Origin of the sequence: Gordonia sp. UBA5067, from assembly GCF_002414845.1 — a bacterium.
In the GTDB taxonomy this organism is placed as follows: domain Bacteria; phylum Actinomycetota; class Actinomycetes; order Mycobacteriales; family Mycobacteriaceae; genus Gordonia; species Gordonia defluvii.
Window position 1 is genome coordinate 8,531 of the sequence record NZ_DIAX01000031.1, and the last position, 21,735, is coordinate 30,265.

The window sequence follows — 21,735 nt, forward strand, 5'->3', positions numbered from 1 at the left end:
GGGGTTCGATCCGACTGGGGTTCGGTCCGACTGGGCCCTTGTCGGCTGCGGCGGTGTCCGCCGGTCGTGATTCGATAGGCAGATGGTCCGCAGTGCAGCACAGCGCCCCCTGGTGCGCACGACGCTGGTCGGTGCGCGGCCACACCCCGATACCGCGCGCGACTGGCCGGATCCGGTATTGCGACTGATCAGAACGCCGGTACTGGCCGACCCGGAGCGGGCTTGGCTGCCCCACCGCGTCCACGGTGGACCGGGCAGCGGCAAGACCTCGGTGATCGTCGATGCCGCGGTGGCGCGCCTCACCGATCCCGCCGTCGACCCCGAGTCGGTTCTAGTGCTCGCGGCGAGTCGGCGCGCCGGCGCCGCGCTGCGCGAACAGATCACCCGCGCGGTCCTGGCCACGGGCGGTTCGCCCACCGGCGCAGCCCGGGAACCCCTGGTCCGGACGGTTCATTCGTATGCCTTCGCCATCCTGCGGTTGCAGGCCCAGGTCCACGACAATCCGCCGCCCCGGCTGATCACCGGATCCGAGCAGGACGTCGTGCTGCGCGAACTGTTGGCGGGCGACGTCGCCGACGGGGCGGCGGCGTGGCCCGATTCGCTGCGCCCGGCGCTGCTCACCGACGGCTTCGCCCAGGCGTTGCGCGACCTACTGATGCGCGCGGCCGAGCGCGGCGCCGGCCCCGAGGAGTTGGTGCGTCTCGGCCGCCGTCACCGCCGGCCGGAGTGGGTTGCCGCCGGGGTGATGTTCGCCCAGTACGAGCAGACGATGCTCCTGCGGGGATCGGTCGGGGTCGGCTCCCCGCAGGCCAGCGCACCGGCCGTCGACGCTGCCGAACTCGTCGGCTCGGCGCTGTCGGCCTTCGCGACGGACCCCGATCTGCTCAGTGCACAGCGCTCCCGGATCCGGCACTTGCTCGTCGACGACGCCCAGCACCTTGATCCGCAGGCGGCCCAACTGGTCCGGCTGATCGGGACCGGTGCTGATTCAACGATCATCGCCACGGACGCCGACCAGTCGATCTTCGGGTTCCGCGGCGCATCGCCCCGGTTCTCCGCAGAACTCGCAGAGGCCGGGACGCCGCAGGACCTCGTGTTGACGCGCGACCATCGCGCTCGTGGCCCGATCAACGCCGTCGGGGCCGCACTGGCGGCCCGTCTGCCCGGGTTCCGGGGCCACCCGTACCCGGTCCCGGCCGACGACCCCGGCGGCCAGCAAGCTGCGGCGGCGACGGTGAAGGTTTTCGCCTCCGCAGCGAAGGAGGCGACCGCCGTCGCGGACCTGCTGCGCCGCGCCCACCTGTTCGAAGAGGTGCCGTGGTCACAGATGGCGGTTATCGTCCGATCGGTGCCGCGCGTCCTGCCCGCGCTGCGCCGCGCGTTCCGCTCGGCCGGAGTCCCCGTCGTCACCCCCGCGTCGGACCTGCCGCTGCATCGGCAGCGGGCGGTGGCCGCCTTCCTCGTGGCACTGCGCGCCGCCGATGGCTCCGACCTGGAGCCCGAATCGGTCCTCACCCTGCTCACCGGGCCCATCGGATCGGCCGATCCGGCGGCGCTGCGCCGTCTGCGCCGCGGGGTGCGCCGCACTGCTGAGTCCGTCGACTCGATCGTCGCGCTGGGCGGCGCGATCATCGACGACGAGGCCGCGCACCGCTACTGCAGCGAACTCAGCGACGCCGAGGCCCGCCCACTCGAGCGCGCCCGGACGGTCGTGACCGCTGCGCGGGCGGCGATTACGGCGCACCGCTCGGTCGAAGAGGTCCTGTGGGAGGCATGGCAGGCGTCGGGCCTGGAACGGCGGTGGGCGCCGGCCGCGTTGCGCGGGGGCCCGGCCGGGGAGCAGGCCGATCGTGATCTCGATGCGATGCTCGCGCTGTTCGAGGCGGCCGAGTCCTTCGGCGATAACCTGCCGAGTGCCGGCATCGGCGCCTTCGTCGACCACGTGGTGGCCCTGCAGATTCCGCGCGAGTCGCGGGCGCCGGCCGTGCGCGACGAAGCCGTCACCATCTGCTCCGCTCACGCGGCCGCAGGTCGCGAATGGGAGGTGGTCGCCGTTCCGGGCGTCCTTGACGGGCTGTGGCCGTCGCTGCGTTCACGCGGCAGTGTGCTGGGCACCGGCGCGCTCGTCGACCTGCTCGACGGGATTGCCCCGGACGCCGTCGACACCGTCGCGCGCAGTACCGTCGCGCTCGCCGACGAACGGCGACTGCTGCTGGTCGCGTGCACACGGGCTCGGCGCAGGTTGATGGTCAGTGCCGTCGAGGACGGCAGCGGAGAGGCCGCTCCGTCCCGGTTCATCGGTGAGATCGCCGCGGCCCTCGGCGCGGTCGGTGCCGCAGCGGAAGCGCCCGAGCCGGTTCCGGTCGACCCCGGGGTGGACCGGGTGCTGTCGTTGCCTTCACTCGTCGCCGCGTTGCGCGCCGAGGTGCTGGCCGGTGTCGGCGGTAGCGACCAGAACGGTAGCGACCAGAACGGTAGCGACCAGAACGGTAGCGACCAGAACGGTAGCGACCAGAACGGGGGGGCGCCCACGCCACGGGCGCAGGCGGCCGCCGAACTACTCGCTCGACTGGCCGATCTCGACATCCCCGGTGCGCATCCGCGCGACTGGTTCGGTCTCGCGCAGGCCAGCACCGACGAACCGCTGTGGGTGCCGGCCGACGGACCGCGGCGCCTGTCGCCGTCGAATATCGAGTCGCTGACCCGCTGCTCGCTGCGGTGGGTGCTTGAAGGCCACGGCGGCCGGGACGGCGATGAGACCCCCGCGGTCACCGGCACCCTCGTCCACACCCTGGTGCAGGCGCTGGCCGGGCAGATCAGCCCCGACGAGGCGACCGCTGCGCTGCGCGGGATCTGGGATCGCGTCGACACCGGCGCCGACTGGTTCTCCCGGCGCGAACTCGAGCGCGCCGAGCAGATGCTCGACAATTTCCGGAGTTGGCTGATCGCGTCGCGCGGATCGTTGGCCGAGGTGGGTACCGAGGTCGCCGTGGACGCCCAGCTCGCGCCGGACATCGGTGCGGCATCGCCGGGGGCGGCGGTGCCCGTGCGGATCGTCGGCCGGATCGACCGGCTGGAATCGGATCATGACGGCCGGCCCGTCGTTGTCGACGTGAAGACCGGAAAGACCCCTCCGACGAAAGAGGTGGCCCGAGAACATCCGCAGCTGGCGGCCTACCAGCTCGCGCTGCACCTTGGGGGGGTGGACGGGTTCCCGGCGGGCACCGAGCCGGGCGGGGGCGAGCTGGTCTACGTGGCCAGTCCCCATCAGAAGACGGGGGCGGCGGTGCGCGAACAGCCCGGGCTCACCCCCGAGTTGATCGCCGAGTGGACGCTCATCCTGCGCGCCGCGGCCGGAGCCAGCATCGGCCCGGTGTTCACCGCCACGCAGAACGACGGCTGCGGGCACTGCGGCGTGCACACGTCGTGCCCGGCGCAGCTGACCGGGCGGAGCGTCGTCGATGACTGAGCTGATCGCGGCCACCAGCATCGCAGCGGCCCTGGGGTTGCCGCGCCCGACGCCCGAACAGATCGCGGTCATCGAGGCACCCCTCGAACCGATCCTCGTCGTCGCGGGAGCCGGCGCGGGAAAGACCGAGACGATGGCGGCCCGGGTCGTCTGGCTGGTCGTCAACCGCTTTGCCGGACCCGAGGAGATTCTCGGCCTGACCTTCACGCGCAAGGCGGCCAGTGAACTGGGGGTGCGGATCCGCCGCCGACTCTCGGCGCTGTCGGGTGCGCCAGTCCTGGCGCAATGGGACCCCGATGGAACCCTGCGCGCGCGGCTGGCCGGCGCCGACCCCGAGATAAGCACCTACCACGCGTATGCGGGCCGGTTGATCGCCGACTACGGGCTGTTGCTCCCGGTGGAGCCGTCCTCGACGTTGCTGAGTGCGACCGAGCTGTGGCAGCTCGCCTTCTCGGTGGTGGCGAACCACCCGGGCGATCTCGACACGCGCAAGGTCCCCGTCGGGGTGACCGAGGCCGTGCTGCAGCTCTACTCCGACTCGGCCGAGCACCTCGTCGGACTCGACGACCTCGCCGCGGCGGGGCAGGACCTTTACGACCTCATCGACACACTGCCCAAAGGGCTCCGGCAACGGGACGCGCCGTCGCGCAAACTGCGCGACATCCAGGGCGTCATCGACGAGCGGCGAGCACTGCTTCCGCTGGTCGCCGAGCTGTCGAGGCGGATGCGTGAGCAAGGTGCCCTGGACTTCGGCTCACAGATGTCCCTCGCCGCCCGGCTCGTGACCGGGCATCGGGAGGTGGTTGCGGCCGAGCGCTCATCGGTGCGCGCGGTGCTGCTCGACGAGTACCAGGACACCGGACACTCCCAGCGCATCCTGCTGCGGGCACTGTTCGGCGGAGCCGGCAGTGCGCCGGTGGCGGTTACCGCCGTCGGCGACCCGATCCAGTCGATCTACGGCTGGCGGGGGGCGTCGGCGGCCAATCTGCCGCGCTTCTCGACCGACTTCCCGCGGCCCGACCGAACCCCGGCCAGGCGGCTGGAATTGCTCACCAGCTGGCGCAATGCCGCCCATGCCCTGCAGCTCGCCAACGCCGCGTCTGATGAACTCCGCCGTCGCGGGGTACCCGTGTCGGTGCTGCGGCCCCGGCCCGAAGCGCCGCTGGGCACGGTGGCCATGGCGTTGACCGAGACGGTGCTCGACGAGCGCAGGTGGATCGCGCGCCGGATCGCCGAGTTGTATTTCGCGGCGGCCGAGGAGGGGGTGGTGCCGCCGACGACGGCGATCCTCGTGCGGCGCAACGAGGATTCCGCGCCGCTGGCCGCCGAGCTGGAAGCACTGGGGATCCCCGCCGAAGTCGTGGGCATCGGGGGATTGCTGCACGTGCCGGAGGTCGAGGACGTGATCGCGACGCTGCGGCTCATGGCCGACCCGATGGCCGGCAGCGCCGCCATGCGGTTGCTCACCGGGGCGCGCTGGCAGCTCGGCGCCGGCGACCTCGCCGCCCTGTGGCGGCGGGCCCGCGAGCTCGCGGCCGGCACGCGGGTGGCGCAGATGCCGCTGGACACCCCCGACCAGTTGACCGCGGCGCTGGCGGCGTCAGTGCCCGACGAGCTGGTCGACGACGCCGGCATCGCCGATGCGCTCGTCGACCCCGGCGACGCGTCGCGCTACAGCACCGAGGGCTTCGCCCGGGTCCGCCGCCTCGGCAGCCAGCTCGACCAGTTGCGCCGCCGCATTGGTCAACCGCTGCCCGAACTGGTCGCCGACGTCGAGCAGACCATCGGGGTCGCGGTGGAGGCGCAGATCCGTGCGCGCCGGATGCGCGGTGCGACGACCGGGCGTGAGCACCTCGACGCCTTCGCCGGCTACGTCGCCGCGTATGCGGACAAGCCGGGGGCCACCCTGCCCGGTCTACTGGCCTTTCTGGACACCGCCGAAACCATCGAGAAAGGTCTGGAGCCGGGGCGTGTGGAGGTGGCCGAACAGCGTGTCCAGATCCTCACCGTGCACGCTGCGAAGGGCCTCGAATGGGATGTCGTCGCCATTCCACACGTGTGCGGCGGCATCTTCCCCAGCGGCCGGTCGGACGGAACATGGCTGGGCAGTGTGCGCGAGGTGCCGGCGGAGTTGCGCGGCGATCTCGCCGAGCCGGGTCGGGCCGACGGCGCCGGTGAGGGCTTCCCGCGGCTCGACCTCGACGGCGTCGCCGATCGCAAAGAGCTTGAGGTGGCCCTCGACGAGCACAAGGAGGCCATTGCCCAGCGGCGCCTCGAAGAAGATCGCCGCCTGCTCTACGTTGCCGTTACCCGGGCGAAGGAGTCGTTGCTCATCTCCGCCCACCATTGGGCGGTCGGTGCCGCCAACCCCCGCGGCGTGTCCGAGTTCTACAGCGAACTGACCGATGTGGTGGCCGGTGCCATCGATGACCCGGGCGTCGATTCCACTGGCATGTCGATCGAGATCACGGTGCCCGAGCCCGATCCGCAGGCCCAAAACCCGCTTGCCGCCCACATCGCCAGCGCGTCGTGGCCGGGCGATCGTCTCGGCACCCGCCGCACGGCCGCCGATCGTGCCGCAGCGCTGGTGCTGGGCCGTCTGACGGCGCGGGCGCAGCCGTCCCTGTTTGACCGGGGGGTGACCGAGCCGGCGGCCGCGCCGCCGGTCGATGACGACGTCGCACAATGGCGAGCGGAGGTCGATGCGCTGTTGCACGAGTACGCCGAGGCGAATCGCGCCGGTGTCGACGTCGCATTGCCGACCCATCTGTCGGTCAGTCAGCTCGTCGAGCTAGACACCGATGAGGCGACGTTCGCCCAGCGATTGCGCCGCCCGGTCCCGTTCAAACCGAATCCACTCGCGCGGCGCGGTACGGCTTTTCACGCCTGGGTGGAGCGACGCTTCGGGGCGACGCGCCTGCTCGACATCGACGAGCTCCCCGGTGCGGCCGACGACACCGCGGTACCAGACGAGGATCTGGCCGAACTGATCGCGCGGTTCGAGTCGTCGCGCTGGGCCAACCGCATGCCCAGCGAAGTCGAGGTGCCGTTCGAGACGGTCATCGGATCGACGGTGATACGCGGCCGGATCGACGCAGTGTTCGCCGAGCAGGCCAACGGCGATGGGGAGCCGCGGTGGATCGTCGTCGATTGGAAGACCGGCGCCGTGCCCGACCCGGCGAAGCGCGCGTCGCTGAACATCCAGCTCGCCGCCTACCGCATCGCGTGGGCGAAGCTCGTCGGCGCCCGAGTCGATCAGGTTCGCGCCGCGTTCCACTATGTGCGGTCGGGCTACACCTTCGAACCCGATGATCTCCCCGACGCGAGGGCCTTGGCGGCATTGCTCGCCCGGTAGCGGTGCTAGATTCCCAGACGTGATGATCACGAGGCGCCGGTGAAGGCCCGACTGCGGCGCCGCGGGCGCCCCGGCGCGTTGTCGGCCGAGCCGGAGTACGCGCTCGTCAACATCGTGCGCATCCCTGATTCGCAGGGAAGTCCGGCGCGGGCGATCGGCCGGCGCGTGCTCTTCGCGCTGATCGCGCTGCTGTTCACGTCGCTGGTCGTGTACATCGATCGGAGCGGCTACCGCGACGTTCAGGGTGGCACGCTGTCGTTTCTCGACTCCGTCTACTACTCGGCGGTGACGCTGTCCACCACCGGCTACGGCGACATCACCCCGGTCACGCCGGAGGCGCGACTGGTGAACATCGTCGTCATCACCCCGCTGCGCGTGTTGTTCCTGATCGTTCTGATCGGTACCACCCTGGAAGTGCTGACGGAGCGATCGCGGCAGGCACTGAGGATTCAACGATGGAGGGCTACGTTGCGCAACCACACAGTTGTCGTCGGTTACGGCACAAAAGGTCAGACCGCGGTCGATGCGATGCTCGGCGACGGGGTGCGGCCGTCGGAGATCGTCGTCGTCGACCCGTCGCAGGCCGCCCTCGACACCGCCGAGGCGCACGGTCTGGTCACGGTGCGCGGTGATGCGACCAAGTCCGACGTCCTGCGTCTGGCGGGCGCGGCACACGCGGCCAGCATCATCATTGCGACGAGTCGCGACGACACCGCCGTGTTGACCACGCTGTCGGCGCGGGAGATGAACAAGACTGCCACGATCGTCGCGTCGATCCGCGAATCGGAGAACTCCCACGTGATGAAGCAGTCGGGGGCGAACTCGGTGGTCGTCACCTCCGAGACCGCCGGCAGGTTGCTGGGTATCGCGACCCAAACCCCTAGCGTCGTCGAGGTTTTCGAGGACCTCCTCACCCCCGATGAGGGGTACGCGATCGCCGAGCGGGCCGTCGAACCGGGCGAAGTGGGCGGTTCGCCGGCCCACACCACCGACATCGTTCTGGGGGTGGTGCGCGACGGCCAGTTCCACCGGGTGGGTGAGCCGGAGGTGGAGTCGATCGAACTCGGCGACCACCTGCTCTACGTGCGCCGGGGACCGGCGGACAAGGACCGCTGAGCATGGCGTTCGCGCTGCCGCATCCGCCACTGTTCGCCCGATCCTCGATCGACCGGGGCGGCGAATTCCGGGGCAACCACGGTGCGGCAGTCGTGGGCTGGGAGAACGCCCGGGTGCTGCTGATCGATCGCCGCGGCCGCTTTGGAATCGGCGGCGACGGCGGGCTGCGCTGGGCGACCGGACCGGAAACGGCGGCGGGACCAACCAGCGACCTCGTCTTACTCGGCGTCGACGGTGCTGCGTTCCTGTGGGCGTGCCGTGTCGACGAGGTCGATGAGCCGGTCGGTGACGCCCGCACGGCCGGGCACCAGCTGGGCGGCGACGATGCCGGTCTGCTGGTCACCGCGCTGGGACTGCTCAATTGGCATGACCATGCGGGGTTTTCGCCGACGACGGGCGCCCCGACGATGGTCGAGAAGAGCGGCTGGGTGCGGCGAGACCGATCGTGCGGCCGTGACGAGTTTCCGCGAACCGATCCCGCGATCATCACCGTCGTCCACGATGGCGGCGACCGGATCCTGCTCGGCCGTCAGGCGAGGTGGCCGGAGAAGTGGTTTTCGACGCTGGCCGGCTTCGTCGAGCCGGGTGAGTCGTTGGAGCAGTGTGTCGTTCGCGAGGTGCGCGAGGAAGTGGGGATCACCGTCGTCGAGCCGCGCTACCTGGGTAGCCAGCCGTGGCCGTTCCCCCGCTCGCTGATGATCGGGTTCGCCGCGCTCGGTGATCCTGATGACCCGCTGGAGTTTCTGGACGGCGAGATCGCCGACGCCGCCTGGTTCACGCGCGATCAGGTGCGCGAAGCGCTGGGGGCGGCCGAGTGGACCGATCCCGATACCGATGACGGCGTGCCGTCGGGAGTGCTGCGCCTGCCGGGGTCGGTCTCCATCGCGAGGGCGATGATCGAGGCGTGGGCCGCCGCGCCCTGAGCCACCGCCGACCGTGCCCTGCTTCGCGCCGAGTGTGCCCGGGGCGGGAACAAGGGCCGGCGCGTGTGGTGTTATTCAGGGCATGAGTACCGACGCTCCCGCCTTGACCATGTACACGACCACGTGGTGCGGATACTGCAACCGCCTCAAGGTGGGACTGAAGAGTCTCGGTGTGACCTGGGACGAGGTGAACATCGAGGAGGACCCTGCCGCCGCCGACTTCGTCGGAAGCGTCAATAACGGCAATCACGTCGTCCCGACGCTCAAGTACGCTGACGGCACCACTGCGACAAACCCATCGATCGCCGACGTGCGCAAGAAGCTCGGCCGCTGATCGTCGGGCACGTCCGGCGAGATTCTGGGCACACTCGACGCGAAGGTGAGGCGCGCCCTGTCCGGGGCGGGTGACATAGTGGTCGGCGTGGGGGACCATCTCGCCGATCTCGATCCGGAGCAGCTTGCCGCGGTGACCGCGCCGCGCGGCCCGGTTTGCGTGCTCGCCGGCGCCGGCACGGGCAAGACGCGCACGATCACGCGCCGAATCGCCCATCTCATCGACCGCGGACAGGTGAATCCCGACCAAGTCCTCGCCGTCACCTTCACCGCCCGGGCGGCCGGAGAAATGCGCTCGCGGCTGCGGGATCTCGGTATCGGCAGCGCCGGATCTGCCGCCGGGGTCCAAGCCCAGACCTTTCATGCCGCAGCATTGCGACAGCTGCGGTACTTCTGGCCCCGCGCCATCGGAGACACCCGATGGGAGTTGCTCGATTCCAAATTGCCGATCGTCGGACGGGCGGCGCGCCGGGCCCAATTGGCGACATCGACCGAAATGCTTCGCGACCTCGCGTCGGAGATTGAATGGGCCAAGGCGAGTCTGATCGGTCCGAGCGGATACGAGCAGGCGGTGATCCGGGCCGATCGTGAACCGCCCGCGCCCGCCGAACAGGTTGCGCAGGTGTTCGCGGCGTACGAGGCTGCGAAGATCGATGCCAATGGGGACCGGCTCCTCGACTTCGACGACCTGTTGATCTTCACCACCCAGATCCTGGCCGACGACCCCGGACTCGCCGAGGAGTTCCGGTCGCGGTACCGGTGCTTCGTCGTCGACGAGTATCAGGACGTCACACCCGTACAGCACGGGCTGCTCAAGGCCTGGCTCGGCGACCGCGACGACCTGACCGTCGTCGGCGATGCGAATCAGACCATTTACACCTTCGCCGGCGCGCGGGCGGAGTATCTGCTGAACTTCTCCCGCGACTACCCCGATGCGCAGGTGGTGCGTCTGGTGCGCGATTACCGCTCAACGCCGGAAATCGTCGAACTCGCCAACCGTGTTATCGGCGGCGCACGTGGCCGGGCAGCGGGGACCCGGCTCGAACTCATCGGGCAGCGCCCACCGGGCCCGGCGCCGCGATTCACCGAGCACCCCGACGAACCCGCGGAGGCGGCCGCGACCGTCGGCGAGATCGTCACACTCATCGATGACGGGGTGCCGGCATCGGAGATCGCCGTGCTCTACCGCATCAACGCGCAGTCGCAGGTCTATGAGCAGGCGCTCACCGAGGCGCAGATTCCCTATCAGGTTCGCGGCGGCGACGCCTTCTTCGCGCGAACCGAGATCCGCCAGGCCCTGCGGGAGATCGTCAAGGCGTCGCGCGCAGCCGAGGTCGCCGCGGGCGACGGGCTCGTCGACGCGGTTCGGCTGCTGCTCTTCCCGCTCGGGCTGACACCGCAGGAGCCCTCGGGCGCGGAGGCCAAGTCGCGGTGGGCATCGCTGACCGCACTGGTCGAGTTGGCCGACGAACTCCTGGCGCACAATCCGGCGCTGGGCATGGGCGAGCTGGCGACCGAGCTGACGTCGCGCTCGCAGGCCGGGCACCCGCCGACGATGCGCGGTGTCACGCTGTCCTCGCTGCACGCGGCAAAAGGCCTGGAGTGGGATGCGGTGTTCCTCGTCGGCCTCACCGATGGTGCGGTGCCGATTTCGCATGCCATTGATACGTCCCCGGAAGCCATCGAGGAGGAACGGCGACTGTTCTACGTCGGCGTCACGCGGGCCCGTGAGCATCTGCGGCTGTCGTGGGCGCTTGCGCGCAATGAGGGCGGGCGCCGGGGCCGCCGAAAGTCACGGTTCCTGGCAGGACTGCTGCCGACGTGCGAGCGCTGTTCCTCGAACCTGCTGGGTTCGCGCGCGTTGCGTACCGGGCGGTGCGATTCGTGTTCCGGGGACGGTCGCCCAGCGCGAACCGGCGCGCCGGGAACGGGGGCCGCGGGGCGGGCGGCCACGCTGCCCCTCGGTCCGGCCGACGCCGAACTCTTCGACAGCCTCCGACAGTGGCGCGCATCGGAGGCCAACCGCCAGAAGAAGCCGGCCTTCACCGTCTTTGCGGATAAGACGCTGCGCGAGATCGCGATCAGCCGACCCGCCGACCTAGGTCGGCTGATGCGGGTGAGCGGCGTGGGACCGGCCAAGCTCGAGCAGTACGGAGACGCGGTCGTCGCGATTGTCGCCGATGCTGATTAGTGCCAAACCTGCAGGTAGAAAATGGGTTGTGCCGTCCTGGTGCACCCCGTAGCCTGATTCGAGTCAAGCAGCGGGGGACAGGCCCCGTTGTGCGCAAGACTGAGACGGAAGGAGTGCGGACCGTGAACACAAGCCATCAGCTCGCCGGCAGTTCCGTCGTCGCCGTGCGCCCGTGGCGGGAAATCATCCTGACCACGACTGACTTCGTCGATGCAGCGCACAAGTCGATTGCCGCGGTAGCCGCGCGAGCGCTGTGGCGATTCTCCGTACCGGATCAATCCGATGTGACCTAGTCCTCGGACATCTTCCGGCCACGGCGAATCGCGAACGCGAGAGCTGTGGCCGGAATTTTTTGCACCCCGATCCGTACCCCTGAACCTGTGGAGATTCCCATGACTTGTCTAACTGATTTCATCGACGGCTCCCCGCCTCCCCGCACTCTCGACTCACTCGGGCTGCCGTGCCGGGAGGCCGAGGCGGACCTGTGGTTTGCCGAGGCGCCGGCCGACCTGGAGGCCGCAAAGGCGCTCTGCCAGGGCTGCTCGCTGCAACGGGAGTGCCTCGATACGGCCATCGAGCGTGCTGAGCCATGGGGCGTGTGGGGTGGCGAGATCTTTGACCGCGGTCAGGTTGTCGCCCGCAAGCGCCCACGCGGCCGGCCCCGCAAGGTCGCAAGCTGACCCCGAGCCCGGCAGGCAGAAGCTTGTCGGGCTCGGATTCTGTCCGCCGGCGGTCAGTCGATGCCGGGCACCCACTCGGACATGATCGCCCGATAGGGCGCATGCGCCTCCAACTGCGCGGCGATCCCGACGCAGCCGAGCAACACCCGGAAGACCATCACGTAATTCTTCGGCACGTTGAGATTGCGCGACGTCTTGTACACGTCACCACGCAAATCGGTGGCGTTGCCTGCGGCGCGCTGCAACCACTTGCGGGTGAAGTGGAACTCATCGGTGTAGAGCGGGTCGACGAAGGGCTTGAGGTAGGCCTCGATGTCTTCGGCCGACACCTTTGACGCGTGGCTCGGCCGGATGAAATCAGTGGCGACGAGCAGATCGCGCAACTCGTCGTAGTCGCGGTCGCGGGCCAGTTTGAGGATCGGCCCGGTGTCGGCGGGCAGCCCGTCGGGGTAGAAGCCGACCGCGCCGAAGTCAAGGACGCCGAACCGGCCGTCGTCGGCGATGAAGAAATTGCCTGGATGCGGATCGCCGTGCAGCAGCCCGACGCGGTACGGCGAGGAGATCTCGAACTGCGCCATCCGGGCGGCAGCCTCGTTGCGCTGCGCTTGCGTACCGTCGGTGATCAGTTTCGACAGCGGGATGCCGTTCATCCACTCCGAGACGACGACCTTGGGTGCGCTGGCGACGACCTTCGGGACGAGGAAGTCGGGGTCGCCATCGAAGGCTTTGGCGAAGACACGCTGATGCTCGGCCTCGCCAAGGTAGTCGAGTTCGGCATCGGTACGGTCGATCAGTTCGTCGATCATCGCTTTCACGTCGGTGCCGGGGGAGAGCTTCTGGATGAGCCCCGACATGCGGCCGAGCGTCTTCAGATCGGCGCGCAGGGCGTGGTCGGCGCCAGGGTATTGGACTTTGACAGCGACGTCGCGGCCGTCGGACCACACCGCGCGGTGGACCTGACCGATGCTCGCCGCAGCGGCCGGGTCGTCGTTGAACTCGCGGAAGCGTTCACGCCACTTGGTGCCGAGTTGCTGGTCGAGTACAGCGTGGACCTTGTCCGCGGGCAGCGGAGGTGCGTCTGCCTGGAGTTTTGTCAGGGCCGCGCGGAACGGTTCGCCGAACTCTTCGGGGATCGCCGCTTCCATGATGGACAGTGCCTGGCCGACCTTCATCGCGCCGCCCTTGAGCTCGCCGAGGACGGCGAACAGCTGCTCGGCGGTCTTCTCCATCAGCTCCTGGCTGACCTCATCCTTGCTTTTGCCGGCGATGCGCTTGCCCAGGCCGCCGACCGCGCGCCCGGCAACACCAATCGGCAGTGCCGCCAATTTGGCGTTCCGACGCCCCGCCCCCCGCGTGATTTCACTCATGGCCGCAAGGATAGTCGACTTCTCGCGGAGCAGGCGCGCCCCAGCAGGCTCCGCAGTGGCAGTGCGGGTGGGCCGGCCAGTGCTTGTGGCGCAAACGCACCGGGCAGGGGTGAATCTCGACGGTGCGGTCGACGAGATCTGGGCGGGTGGGGGCCGCCGACCCGTCTGATGCGCACTGCCGCAGGCCCGCGCTGACCTGATCGATCTGGTCGACGGCGACGCCCACGGTAAGTGCGCTGACCGCTTCGCCGGCGAATCCGGGCCGGTTGACCAGTTGGGCGCACATCAGCGGCCATTGGGGGTCGAGGGTGGCGCGATGGTGGTCGGCGCAGCGCAAACAGCTCGTCTGTCCCGGCAGGACCAGCGGCCCGACAACGCCGACCCCGTCGCGCAGCACTACCGGCAGGTGGGGGACCCGGTGGCGCATCAGGTCGCCCACGACGAGTGGATCGTGGTGGGCGAAGTCGGTGAGGACCACCAGGGTCGGGTGTCGCGGGGCCCGCCACGGTCGTGCGCGCCGTGCGCTGCTGTGGACGAGAGGGTAGCCGGCCCTGGTCAAGGCGGCGTCGAGGCCGTCGCGGAGCGGACCGGTGCCGTGCAGGCAGACGCGAAGGGTCTGGGGCGAAGGCGCGGGCACGGTCTCGACGGTGTGCAGCAGTCGCGTGATCGCCATGAAATCGGCGTGGTCGAGCCCGATTTCGCGCAACCGGGTCCGCAGGTGAGTCGCGCCGTCGCGTGCATCGAGGGCGTCGAGCAGCTCGGCAACCGCCTGCGCGCCGACCGTCGGCGGGAGTTCGACGAGCAGGCTGCGCTCCGGATCGCAGCCGACCTGCAGCTGGTGGTCGCCGCGGACGAGCACCGTCGCGCGGTATCGCGGGCGCGCGGTGGTCCGGGCCGTGGACGGGGTCGGGCGTGCCGGTTCGGTCATGGCTGCCAGTGTGTGCCCGCCCATGCGGGCAGGCCGGCCGTCAACCCAGGTTATCCACAGGTCGGCCTCGGGCGTGACCTGGGATTTCGCCTACCTGTCTGATTCTCCGTCGACCGGGTGGATGCCCGCGTCGCCGGCTCCGTCCTCGTCGGCGATCACCTTCTTCAGGGCCTCAAGAGGATCGACGTCGTCGCCGGTGAGGATTCGGTCGATGAACGCTGCCGGAGCGTCCAGATCCGCGCTGTCGGGGAGCAGATCGGGGTGATCCCACACACGGTCGCGAACGGTCACGTCGGTGGCGTCGAGCAGCCGGTCCCACAGCGCCGTCGCGTCGCGGACTCGGCGGGGCCGCAGTTCGAGGCCGACCAGCGTCGCGAAGGTCTGCTCGGCGGGACCGCCGGAGGCGCGTCGCCGGCGCATGGTCTCGGTGAGTGCCGCCGTTGCCGGGATCCGGTCGCCGAGCGCCCGGGTCACAACGTGCTCGACCCATCCCTCGATGAGTGCGAGCAGGGTCTCGAGCCGATCCAGGGCGGCCTTCTGCTCCGGGGTCGTCGTCGGCTCGAATGCCGTCGCCGACCCGAGTAGCTCCTCGATCCGGCCCGGATTGGCCATCAACTCCTCGGGGTTCACCCCGTCGCCAAGTGAGTCGGTGAGACCGCTGAGGTCGACGGTGATGCCCGATGCGTACTGCTCGACAGCGGACAGGAGACGCTGGCGCAGCCAGGACACGTGGGTGAACAGGCGCACGTGGGCGGCCTCGCGGGCGGCCAGGTAGACGATGATCTCCTGTGCGGGCAGGTCGAGGCCGTCGGCGAAGGCGGCAATCGCCTCGGGCAGCAGTACCGCGGTGCCCGCCGGGGCGAGCGGCAAGCCGATATCGGTGCCGGTGAGGACTTCGGTGGCGAGGGTGCCCAGCCCCTGGCCGAGTTGGGTGCCGAACACCGAGCCCGAGAGCTGGCTCATGATGCCCATCATGGGGCCCGCCAGCGCGGCGGCCTCCGCCGGCAGCCCCAGGGACCAGGCCTGGGACAACTGGCGGGCCAGCGGGTCGCACAGGGTGGCCCACGTCGGCAGCGATTCCTCGAGCCACTGCACCGGCGTCCACGCGACCGAGGTCGTCACCCCGCTGGGTAGTGCGCTGGCATCGTCGAGCCACGTCTCGGCGAGGTGCACCGCATCGGCGACGGCGGAGGTCTCCTTGGCGAGCACCGGGGTGAAGTCGCCGATTTCCTGGCGCGCGATCTGCTTGGCCAATTCGTAGTTCACCGGCGGTGCCGAGGCGCCGACCGGACCGGTGCCCATCGCGCTGAACATGGTTCCGAGCTGGGAGAACATTTGCCCGATCATCTCCGGGCTGAGTTTGTTGGGATCGAAGTCCGCGCCGAGCGCGCCGAACTGCGACGGGTCGAATGCCGATGGGTCGACGTTGAACCCGAAGGGGTTCGCGCCGGCGGGCCGGTCGGGTTCGCCGGGCTTGTTCTGGTCGTCGTCACGGTCCGGGTCGTTGCCGGCGAAGCCGAACGGGAGATCGCTCATGGTTCCACCGTACCGACCGATTACCCTGGCGCAGGTGAATGCTTCCGTCGGCTATCGCCGAATCCTCACGCTCGTGGTATCTGCGGTGCTGCTTGGGTTGTTCGTCTACCTCGGCAATTTCGTCCAGGTGCCGTATGTGGCGATGGGGCCGGGGCTCACGGTGAACACGCTGGGAACCGTGCAGATCGAGGACGGCAAGTCACCCGACGGCACGCCCAAAGAGCGCACGGTGCCCGTCGTCGACATTGCGGGTGTGCCCACCGATCCGGTCAACGGACACCTGAATCTGACCACGGTGTCGGTGACCGATGGCTTGTCGTTGTTCGATGCGGTGAGTCGATGGGCGTCACGCAGTTACTCGCTCGTGCCACGCGAGTCGCAGTATCCGCCCGGCAAGTCCAATGACGACGTGCGCCAGCAGAATGCGGCGCAGATGTCTGGGTCGGAGCTGACAGCGCAGGCCGCGGCGTTGCGGCAGCTGCACCGGCCGACGCGGCTGATCATCGCCTCGGTCGGATCCGACGGGCCCGCCAACGGGGTACTGCGCAAAGATGACGAGGTGCGTGCCGTCGGCGGCGTGCCGGTGGCCACGGTCGAACAGATGCAACAGGCGGTGCGCTCCCACCAGCCGGGGCAGCGGGTCGACCTCGACGTCGTGCGCGCGGGCACGCCGCTGCGCCTGGCGGTGACGCTGGGCAAGGTCGAGGGCACCGACCGCACCGGTTCGGCGACGACAACCACCTATCTCGGGGTGACGCCGGCGGTCGTCAATGCCGATCCGGCGATGAAGATCACCATGAACGTGGGCAACATCGGTGGACCGTCCGCCGGGCTGATGCTGTCCCTGGCCCTGGTCGACATGCTCACCCCGGGCAGCCTCACCGGCGGCAAGTTCATCGCCGGCACCGGCACCATCACCGACGAGGGGACGGTCGGGCCGATCGGCGGAATCACCCACAAGATGGATGGGGCGCGCGAAAAGGGGGCCACCGTGTTCTTGGTGCCCGCCGACAACTGCCGCGAGGCGCTGACCGACGTTCCCCGAGGGCTGACGCTGGTCAAGGTGGATACGCTGCCCGGTGCCATCGACGCCCTCAATTCGGTGGCGGCCGGCCGGCCGGCGCCGACCTGCACCCGGTAGCTCTCGGGCTATAGCTCGTGCTCGGCGTCGAGTGTCGCGGCGAGTGCTTCGAGAAGACCCGGCGCGAGGTCGGGGTGCGAGAGCAACTCCAGGCGGCCGGCGCGGTCCGCCCCGTCGAACTCGTCGTGGCCGCGGAGTTGTAGCAGCGCCAGTTGTGGGCCATCGCGCAGGGCGCCGACGATGAGCCGGGCCTGCTGCTGCTCGGGATGGTGCCGGGCGGTTTCGCGGGCCGCCGCGTCGGCGGCCGCGGGATTGGCCAGCAGGGGGGCGAACGCCTCATCGAGGTCACCCTCGGCCTGTGGCGGCAAGACGATGATCTCCTGGACCAGCGCGCAGCCGGCGACGGCGGTCGGCCACGAGGTCGTGGCCAGCACATGTTCGAGTTCTTCGGCCTGCGTCTGCTGGTCGTCCGACAGCGGCAACTGCTCCTGTGCGATGGGTGAGAGTTCGGAGTCGTCATGCTCGTCGACGAGGTCGGGGTCGGTCCGGGCGAGGACACTGGTGGGGACCAGCGCGAACAGCATCGGCGGTTGCCCCCAGCCGGTGGCGTCGACGAATTCGGTCACGTCGCGCAGGGCGCGACCCAGCGCATCGGATGACAGGTCAGAATCGGTCACTCCTCCATCATTGCCCACCGGGAACTGACGGGCCGAGTCGGACGTGGATACAGTGTGTGGTGAAATCGGACATGCGTCGGGGTCTGTGGTGGATTCGGGCGTGAACGAGACGGAGATGAGCGATTCGTGACTAGCCCAACCCTGCCGACGTTGACGCGCCGTGGACGGATCATGATCGGCGTCGGGGTCGCAGTCCTCGCGCTGCTGCTCATCGGCCCGCGCCTCGTGGGCGTAGCCACCGACTGGCTGTGGTTCACCGATCTCGGCTATCGATCGACGTACACGACCATCTTCTGGACGCGAATCGCAGTATTCCTCGTGGTCACCCTCGTCGTCAGTGGGATTGTCGGCGCCGCCGTGTACGCCGCCTACCGCAGCCGGTCCATCGTGGTCACCTCGCTCGGTGCGGCCGATCCGCTGGCCAATTATCGAGCCGCGGTCGCGCTGCGTCCGAAGCTGTTCGCGGTGGCTCCCGCGCTGGCCTTCGGCCTGATCGCCGGGTTGGTTGCGCAGGCATCGTGGTCGACGGTGCAGATGTTCCTGAAGGGGGAGAACTTTGGGGTGAAAGATCCCCAGTTCGGCAAGGACATCGGTTTCTATGCGTTCGACCTGGGCTTCTACCGGATGGCGCTGTCCATCTTGACCATGACGGTGATCGTCGCTTTCCTGGCCAGTCTGGTAACGCACTACGTCTTCGGTGGTATCCGCCTCGGCGGCAACGGAGTGAAGGGCGGATTGACGTCGGCCGCGCGCATCCAGCTCGCGGTGATCGCGGGTTCGTTCCTGCTTCTCAAAGCGGCCGGATATTGGCTGGACCGCTACAGCCTGCTCTCCAGTGATCGGCGCGCCGAGATCTTCTCCGGCGCCGGCTACACCGACATCAACGCGGTGCTGCCGTCGAAACTGATTCTGATGGCAATCGCGGTGATCTGCGCCGCCGCTTTCTTCGCCGGTGCAGTGCTGCGGGACCTGCGGATCCCGGCCCTCGCCACGGCGCTGATGCTGCTGTCCTCGCTGCTGGTCGGGGTCGGGTGGCCGGCGGTGATGGAGCAGTTCTCGGTGAAGCCGAACGCGGCGCAGAAGGAGGCCGAGTTCATCGGGCGCAACATAGCGGCGACTCGCACCGCGTACGGCCTCGACAAGACCGATGTCGACTATGTCGAGAACTGGGCGGCCAAGCCGCCGGCACCGGAGCTCGTCAACGCCGATGTGAAGACGTTGTCCAACATCCGCTTGCTCGATCCCAACGTCGTTGAGCCGGCCTTCGCGCAGCGGCAGCGTTTGAAGAACTTCTACGGCTTCCCCAACGACCTGGCCATCGACCGCTATCAGGTGGACGGTCAGATGCGTGACTTCATCGTCGCCGCCCGCGAGCTGGACCCGGCCAGGCTGTCGGCGAACCAGCGCGACTGGATCAACAAGCACACCGTGTACACCCACGGAAACGGCTTCATCGCCGCCCAGGCCAACACCGTTGATGAGGCGGCGGCGAGCGTGGACAGCGACCGTGGCGGGCTGCCGGTGTTCCAGATCAGCGACCTGGAGACCATCAAGTCACAGGAGTACGCTGCGTCCGCGCCGATTCGGGTAAAACAGCCGCGCATCTACTTCGGCGAGTTGATCGCGAAGCAACGTCCCGACTACGCCATCGTTGGTTCGAACGGCGGGCCGAAGGAGTACGACGAGGACGGCAAGAACTACACGTACACCGGTGGATCGGGCGTCTCGCTGGGCAACTGGTTCAACCGGACGCTGTATTCGATCAAGTATGCCGAGCGCAACATCTTGCTGTCGTCGGTGATCAACGAGAATTCGAAGATCCTTTACAACCGCGACCCGCGGGACCGGGTCAAGAGCGTCGCCCCGTGGCTCACCGTCGACTCCAAGACCTATCCGGCCGTCTTGGCCGACGGCTCGATCAAATGGATCGTCGACGGATACACCACGCTCGACCGTTACCCGTACTCCGAGCCCACGTCACTACAGAACGCCACCGCCGACGTCCGGACGCTCACCGCTGGCCAGACCGCCCGTGTGCAGACCGATCGTAAGGTCGCCTACGTTCGCAACTCGGTGAAGGCCACCGTCGACGCCTACACCGGCGAGGTCAAGCTCTATCAGTTCGACACGGCCGACCCGGTGCTGCGAACGTGGATGAAGGTCTTCCCCGGTACGGTGGCGCCGCGTTCGGAATTCGACAAGCATCAGGACTTGGTGCAGCACGTGCGCTATCCGGAGGACATCTTCAAGATTCAACGGGCGCTGTTGTCGCGCTATCACGTCAGTGATCCGGGCACGTTCTTCCGCGGCAGTGACTTCTGGTCGATTCCGGGCGATCCGACACCGCGTGAGGGCACCAGCGATGTGCCTGATCCGCGAACCGGTCAGCAGGCGCCGTACTACTTCACCGCGGCTGCGCCCGGGGACAAAAACGTGGCGCAGTTCCAGTTGACCACTGTGCTCACGGTGTTGAACAACCCGTACCTCGCCGCGTACGTCACGGCGTCCTCGAATCCGGATACGTTCGGCCGGCTCACGGTCAAGATGCTGCCGGTCAACAAGCAATTCGTCGGCCCGCGCCAGGCGCAGGAGAACATGATGAGCGCCCGGCCCGTCGCGCAGGACCGCAAGCTGATGGAGGGCACCACCACCCTCATCTACGGCAACTTGCTGACCGTGCCGGTCGGCAAGGAGGGAATCCTCTACGTCGAGCCGATCTATGCGCAGGCCAAGAACGCCGATTCGGCCGTGCCGAAGCTCTACCGGGTGATGGTCTACTACAACGGCAACGTGGGATATGCGACCACGTTGGCCGACGCCTTGCGGCAGGTCGGCATCAACTCCGCGGCGGTGACCCCGCCCGACTTCGCGAACCAGGGTGCGCCGGCCGCCGCAGCGACTCAGCCACCGCAGGCGGCAGCAAGTCCGGCGCCCAACGCTGAGCGGGATGCCGCGGTGAAGGCGATGGGTGAAGCACTGGAGACGATGCGCACGGCGCAGCAGTCCGGCAACTTCAAGGCCTACGGCGAGGCATTGGACCGGCTGAAGGCCGCGGTCGAGCGCTACGAGGCACTACCGAAGTAGCGTCGATCGCGACGCGATCAGACCGAGCGATACTCGTCTAGGTAGCGCGTCGACTCGACGTCGGTGTTCTCCGGCTGCATCGGCCCGTGGTGTGCACGGTTGGCCACCAGGCGAAACGCGATGGCGGCGCCGACGAGCAGGAGCAGTGCGGCGATGCCGAATCCCATCGACGCCGAGTGGCCGGTCGCCAGGAGCACGAGCCAGACGCCGGCACAGGCGATGCCGCTCAGCGTCGCGCAGAAGGCGACGTAGCTCATGGGGTGGTTTCCGTGGGATTCGTGATGATGCACCACGTGGGTGGTGGCCATGATGACCTCCTTGGTAGACCGGATGGGCATTCTTGATTCTACTCACCTGTGGCCAGAATCACGTCTGCGCCGAGGTTCTGGTATGCGTGCGGTTTCTGGTAGGCGCGATGGGATTCGGGTCCCAGACGACGGCTGTACCGTTGTCGAGAGAGACGGGGAGGACCGCTCTACACTGATCGTCATGACGACAGACCCTCAAACCGGCAGTATCGGACACTCGGCGTCATTCGACGAGGACTACGAGATGGCCGAGGCCGATCAGATCGATGTGACGCCGGAGATCGACGAGATTGCGGAGTTGCAGCGCGCGGCGAAACGGCAGCCCTCGGCCGATGATCCCGATGCGCCATGGCGGCACGGCTACCCGTACGACAAGAAGATGACGCGCCGCACTTACGAGCGTCAGAAGCGCCGGCTGCAGATCGAGTTGCTGAAGCTGCAGGCGTGGGTCAAGGAGTCCGGTCAGAAGATCGTGATCGTCTTCGAGGGTCGGGACGCGGCGGGCAAGGGCGGTTCGATCAAGCGGTTCACCGAGCATTTGAACCCGCGTGGCGCGCGCGTCGTGGCGCTGGAGAAGCCGACCGAGCGTGAACTGACCCAGTGGTACTTCCAGCGCTACGTGGAGCATCTTCCTGCGGCCGGTGAGATCGTCATGTTCGACCGGTCCTGGTACAACCGCGCCGGCGT

At 68.6% G+C, this 21,735-nt stretch carries 15 protein-coding genes and 1 pseudogene; 11 read left to right on the forward strand and 5 right to left on the reverse strand.

Annotation, left to right across the window (positions count from 1 at the left end):
- Positions 1–82: 82 nt before the first annotated feature.
- From B4M62_RS05105 to B4M62_RS05140, 8 genes are all read left to right on the forward strand, one after another.
- Positions 83–3,469 carry an ATP-dependent helicase gene (locus tag B4M62_RS05105; RefSeq protein ID WP_290705898.1) on the forward strand — a complete coding sequence of 1,129 codons (3,387 nt, stop codon included), beginning with the start codon at positions 83–85 and terminating at the stop codon, positions 3,467–3,469.
- The gene (locus tag B4M62_RS05110; protein ID WP_290705899.1) at positions 3,462–6,824 is read left to right on the forward strand and encodes a UvrD-helicase domain-containing protein; all 3,363 of its coding nucleotides are present in this window, start codon (positions 3,462–3,464) and stop codon (positions 6,822–6,824) included. The genes B4M62_RS05105 and B4M62_RS05110 overlap by 8 nt, the downstream gene beginning before the upstream one ends.
- Positions 6,825–6,863: 39 nt before the next feature.
- On the forward strand, positions 6,864–7,940 hold the full coding sequence (locus B4M62_RS05115) for a potassium channel family protein (RefSeq protein ID WP_290705900.1): 1,077 nt from the start codon (positions 6,864–6,866) through the stop codon (positions 7,938–7,940).
- Between the two features lie 2 nt (positions 7,941–7,942).
- Positions 7,943–8,863, forward strand: a complete 921-nt coding sequence (gene nudC / locus B4M62_RS05120; protein WP_290705901.1) for an NAD(+) diphosphatase — start codon at positions 7,943–7,945, stop codon at positions 8,861–8,863.
- 82 nt (positions 8,864–8,945) lie between these two features.
- Positions 8,946–9,197, forward strand: coding sequence for a mycoredoxin (locus B4M62_RS05125; protein ID WP_290705902.1), 252 nt, complete (start codon positions 8,946–8,948; stop codon positions 9,195–9,197).
- Positions 9,198–9,275: 78 nt separating this feature from the next.
- Positions 9,276–11,387 (forward strand): ATP-dependent DNA helicase UvrD2, encoded by a 2,112-nt coding sequence (locus tag B4M62_RS05130; protein ID WP_290705913.1) that lies wholly within the window; start codon positions 9,276–9,278, stop codon positions 11,385–11,387.
- A 122-nt stretch (positions 11,388–11,509) separates the two neighbouring features.
- A complete protein-coding gene (locus tag B4M62_RS05135) occupies positions 11,510–11,680 on the forward strand; it encodes a hypothetical protein (RefSeq protein ID WP_290705903.1) in 171 nt (56 codons plus the stop codon).
- A 99-nt stretch (positions 11,681–11,779) separates the two neighbouring features.
- Positions 11,780–12,067 (forward strand): WhiB family transcriptional regulator, encoded by a 288-nt coding sequence (locus B4M62_RS05140; RefSeq protein WP_290705904.1) that lies wholly within the window; start codon positions 11,780–11,782, stop codon positions 12,065–12,067.
- Positions 12,068–12,120: 53 nt separating this feature from the next.
- On the opposite strand, the gene B4M62_RS05145 is transcribed toward B4M62_RS05140, so the two are convergent.
- From B4M62_RS05145 to B4M62_RS05155, 3 genes are all read right to left on the reverse strand, one after another.
- Positions 12,121–13,434, reverse strand: coding sequence for an ABC1 kinase family protein (locus tag B4M62_RS05145; RefSeq protein WP_290705905.1), 1,314 nt, complete (start codon positions 13,432–13,434; stop codon positions 12,121–12,123).
- Positions 13,427–14,362 carry a hypothetical protein gene (locus B4M62_RS05150; RefSeq protein WP_290705906.1) on the reverse strand — a complete coding sequence of 312 codons (936 nt, stop codon included), beginning with the start codon at positions 14,360–14,362 and terminating at the stop codon, positions 13,427–13,429. The genes B4M62_RS05145 and B4M62_RS05150 overlap by 8 nt, the downstream gene beginning before the upstream one ends.
- Before the next feature lie 90 nt (positions 14,363–14,452).
- Complete coding sequence (locus B4M62_RS05155) at positions 14,453–15,898, reverse strand: zinc-dependent metalloprotease (RefSeq protein ID WP_290705907.1); 1,446 nt, start codon at positions 15,896–15,898, stop codon at positions 14,453–14,455.
- A gap of 34 nt (positions 15,899–15,932) precedes the next feature.
- On the opposite strand from B4M62_RS05155, the gene B4M62_RS05160 reads away from it, so the two are divergent.
- Positions 15,933–17,039, forward strand: coding sequence for a YlbL family protein (locus B4M62_RS05160; protein WP_290705908.1), 1,107 nt, complete (start codon positions 15,933–15,935; stop codon positions 17,037–17,039).
- Between the two features lie 8 nt (positions 17,040–17,047).
- Here B4M62_RS05160 and B4M62_RS05165 read toward each other — a convergent pair whose 3' ends face one another.
- The gene (locus B4M62_RS05165; RefSeq protein WP_290705909.1) at positions 17,048–17,656 is read right to left on the reverse strand and encodes a PPA1309 family protein; all 609 of its coding nucleotides are present in this window, start codon (positions 17,654–17,656) and stop codon (positions 17,048–17,050) included.
- Between the two features lie 126 nt (positions 17,657–17,782).
- Between B4M62_RS05165 and B4M62_RS05170 the strand changes: the two genes are divergently transcribed.
- The gene (locus B4M62_RS05170) at positions 17,783–20,740 is read left to right on the forward strand and encodes a UPF0182 family protein (protein WP_414651786.1); all 2,958 of its coding nucleotides are present in this window, start codon (positions 17,783–17,785) and stop codon (positions 20,738–20,740) included.
- Positions 20,741–20,757: 17 nt separating this feature from the next.
- On the opposite strand, the gene B4M62_RS05175 is transcribed toward B4M62_RS05170, so the two are convergent.
- Positions 20,758–21,078, reverse strand: coding sequence for a hypothetical protein (locus B4M62_RS05175; RefSeq protein WP_290705910.1), 321 nt, complete (start codon positions 21,076–21,078; stop codon positions 20,758–20,760).
- A gap of 214 nt (positions 21,079–21,292) precedes the next feature.
- On the opposite strand from B4M62_RS05175, the pseudogene B4M62_RS05180 reads away from it, so the two are divergent.
- Positions 21,293–21,735, forward strand: a pseudogene (locus B4M62_RS05180) (polyphosphate kinase 2); the annotation flags it as partial.

Coding starts and splice junctions, on each gene's coding strand:
- B4M62_RS05175 (WP_290705910.1), bottom strand. CDS start 21,078: ATGCCCATCCGGTCTACCAAGGAGGTCATCATGGCCACCACCCACGTG.
- B4M62_RS05145 (WP_290705905.1), bottom strand. CDS start 13,434: ATGAGTGAAATCACGCGGGGGGCGGGGCGTCGGAACGCCAAATTGGCG.
- nudC (WP_290705901.1), top strand. CDS start 7,943: ATGGCGTTCGCGCTGCCGCATCCGCCACTGTTCGCCCGATCCTCGATC.
- B4M62_RS05155 (WP_290705907.1), bottom strand. CDS start 15,898: ATGAGCGATCTCCCGTTCGGCTTCGCCGGCAACGACCCGGACCGTGAC.
- B4M62_RS05140 (WP_290705904.1), top strand. CDS start 11,780: ATGACTTGTCTAACTGATTTCATCGACGGCTCCCCGCCTCCCCGCACT.
- B4M62_RS05150 (WP_290705906.1), bottom strand. CDS start 14,362: ATGACCGAACCGGCACGCCCGACCCCGTCCACGGCCCGGACCACCGCG.
- B4M62_RS05125 (WP_290705902.1), top strand. CDS start 8,946: ATGAGTACCGACGCTCCCGCCTTGACCATGTACACGACCACGTGGTGC.
- B4M62_RS05110 (WP_290705899.1), top strand. CDS start 3,462: ATGACTGAGCTGATCGCGGCCACCAGCATCGCAGCGGCCCTGGGGTTG.
- B4M62_RS05105 (WP_290705898.1), top strand. CDS start 83: ATGGTCCGCAGTGCAGCACAGCGCCCCCTGGTGCGCACGACGCTGGTC.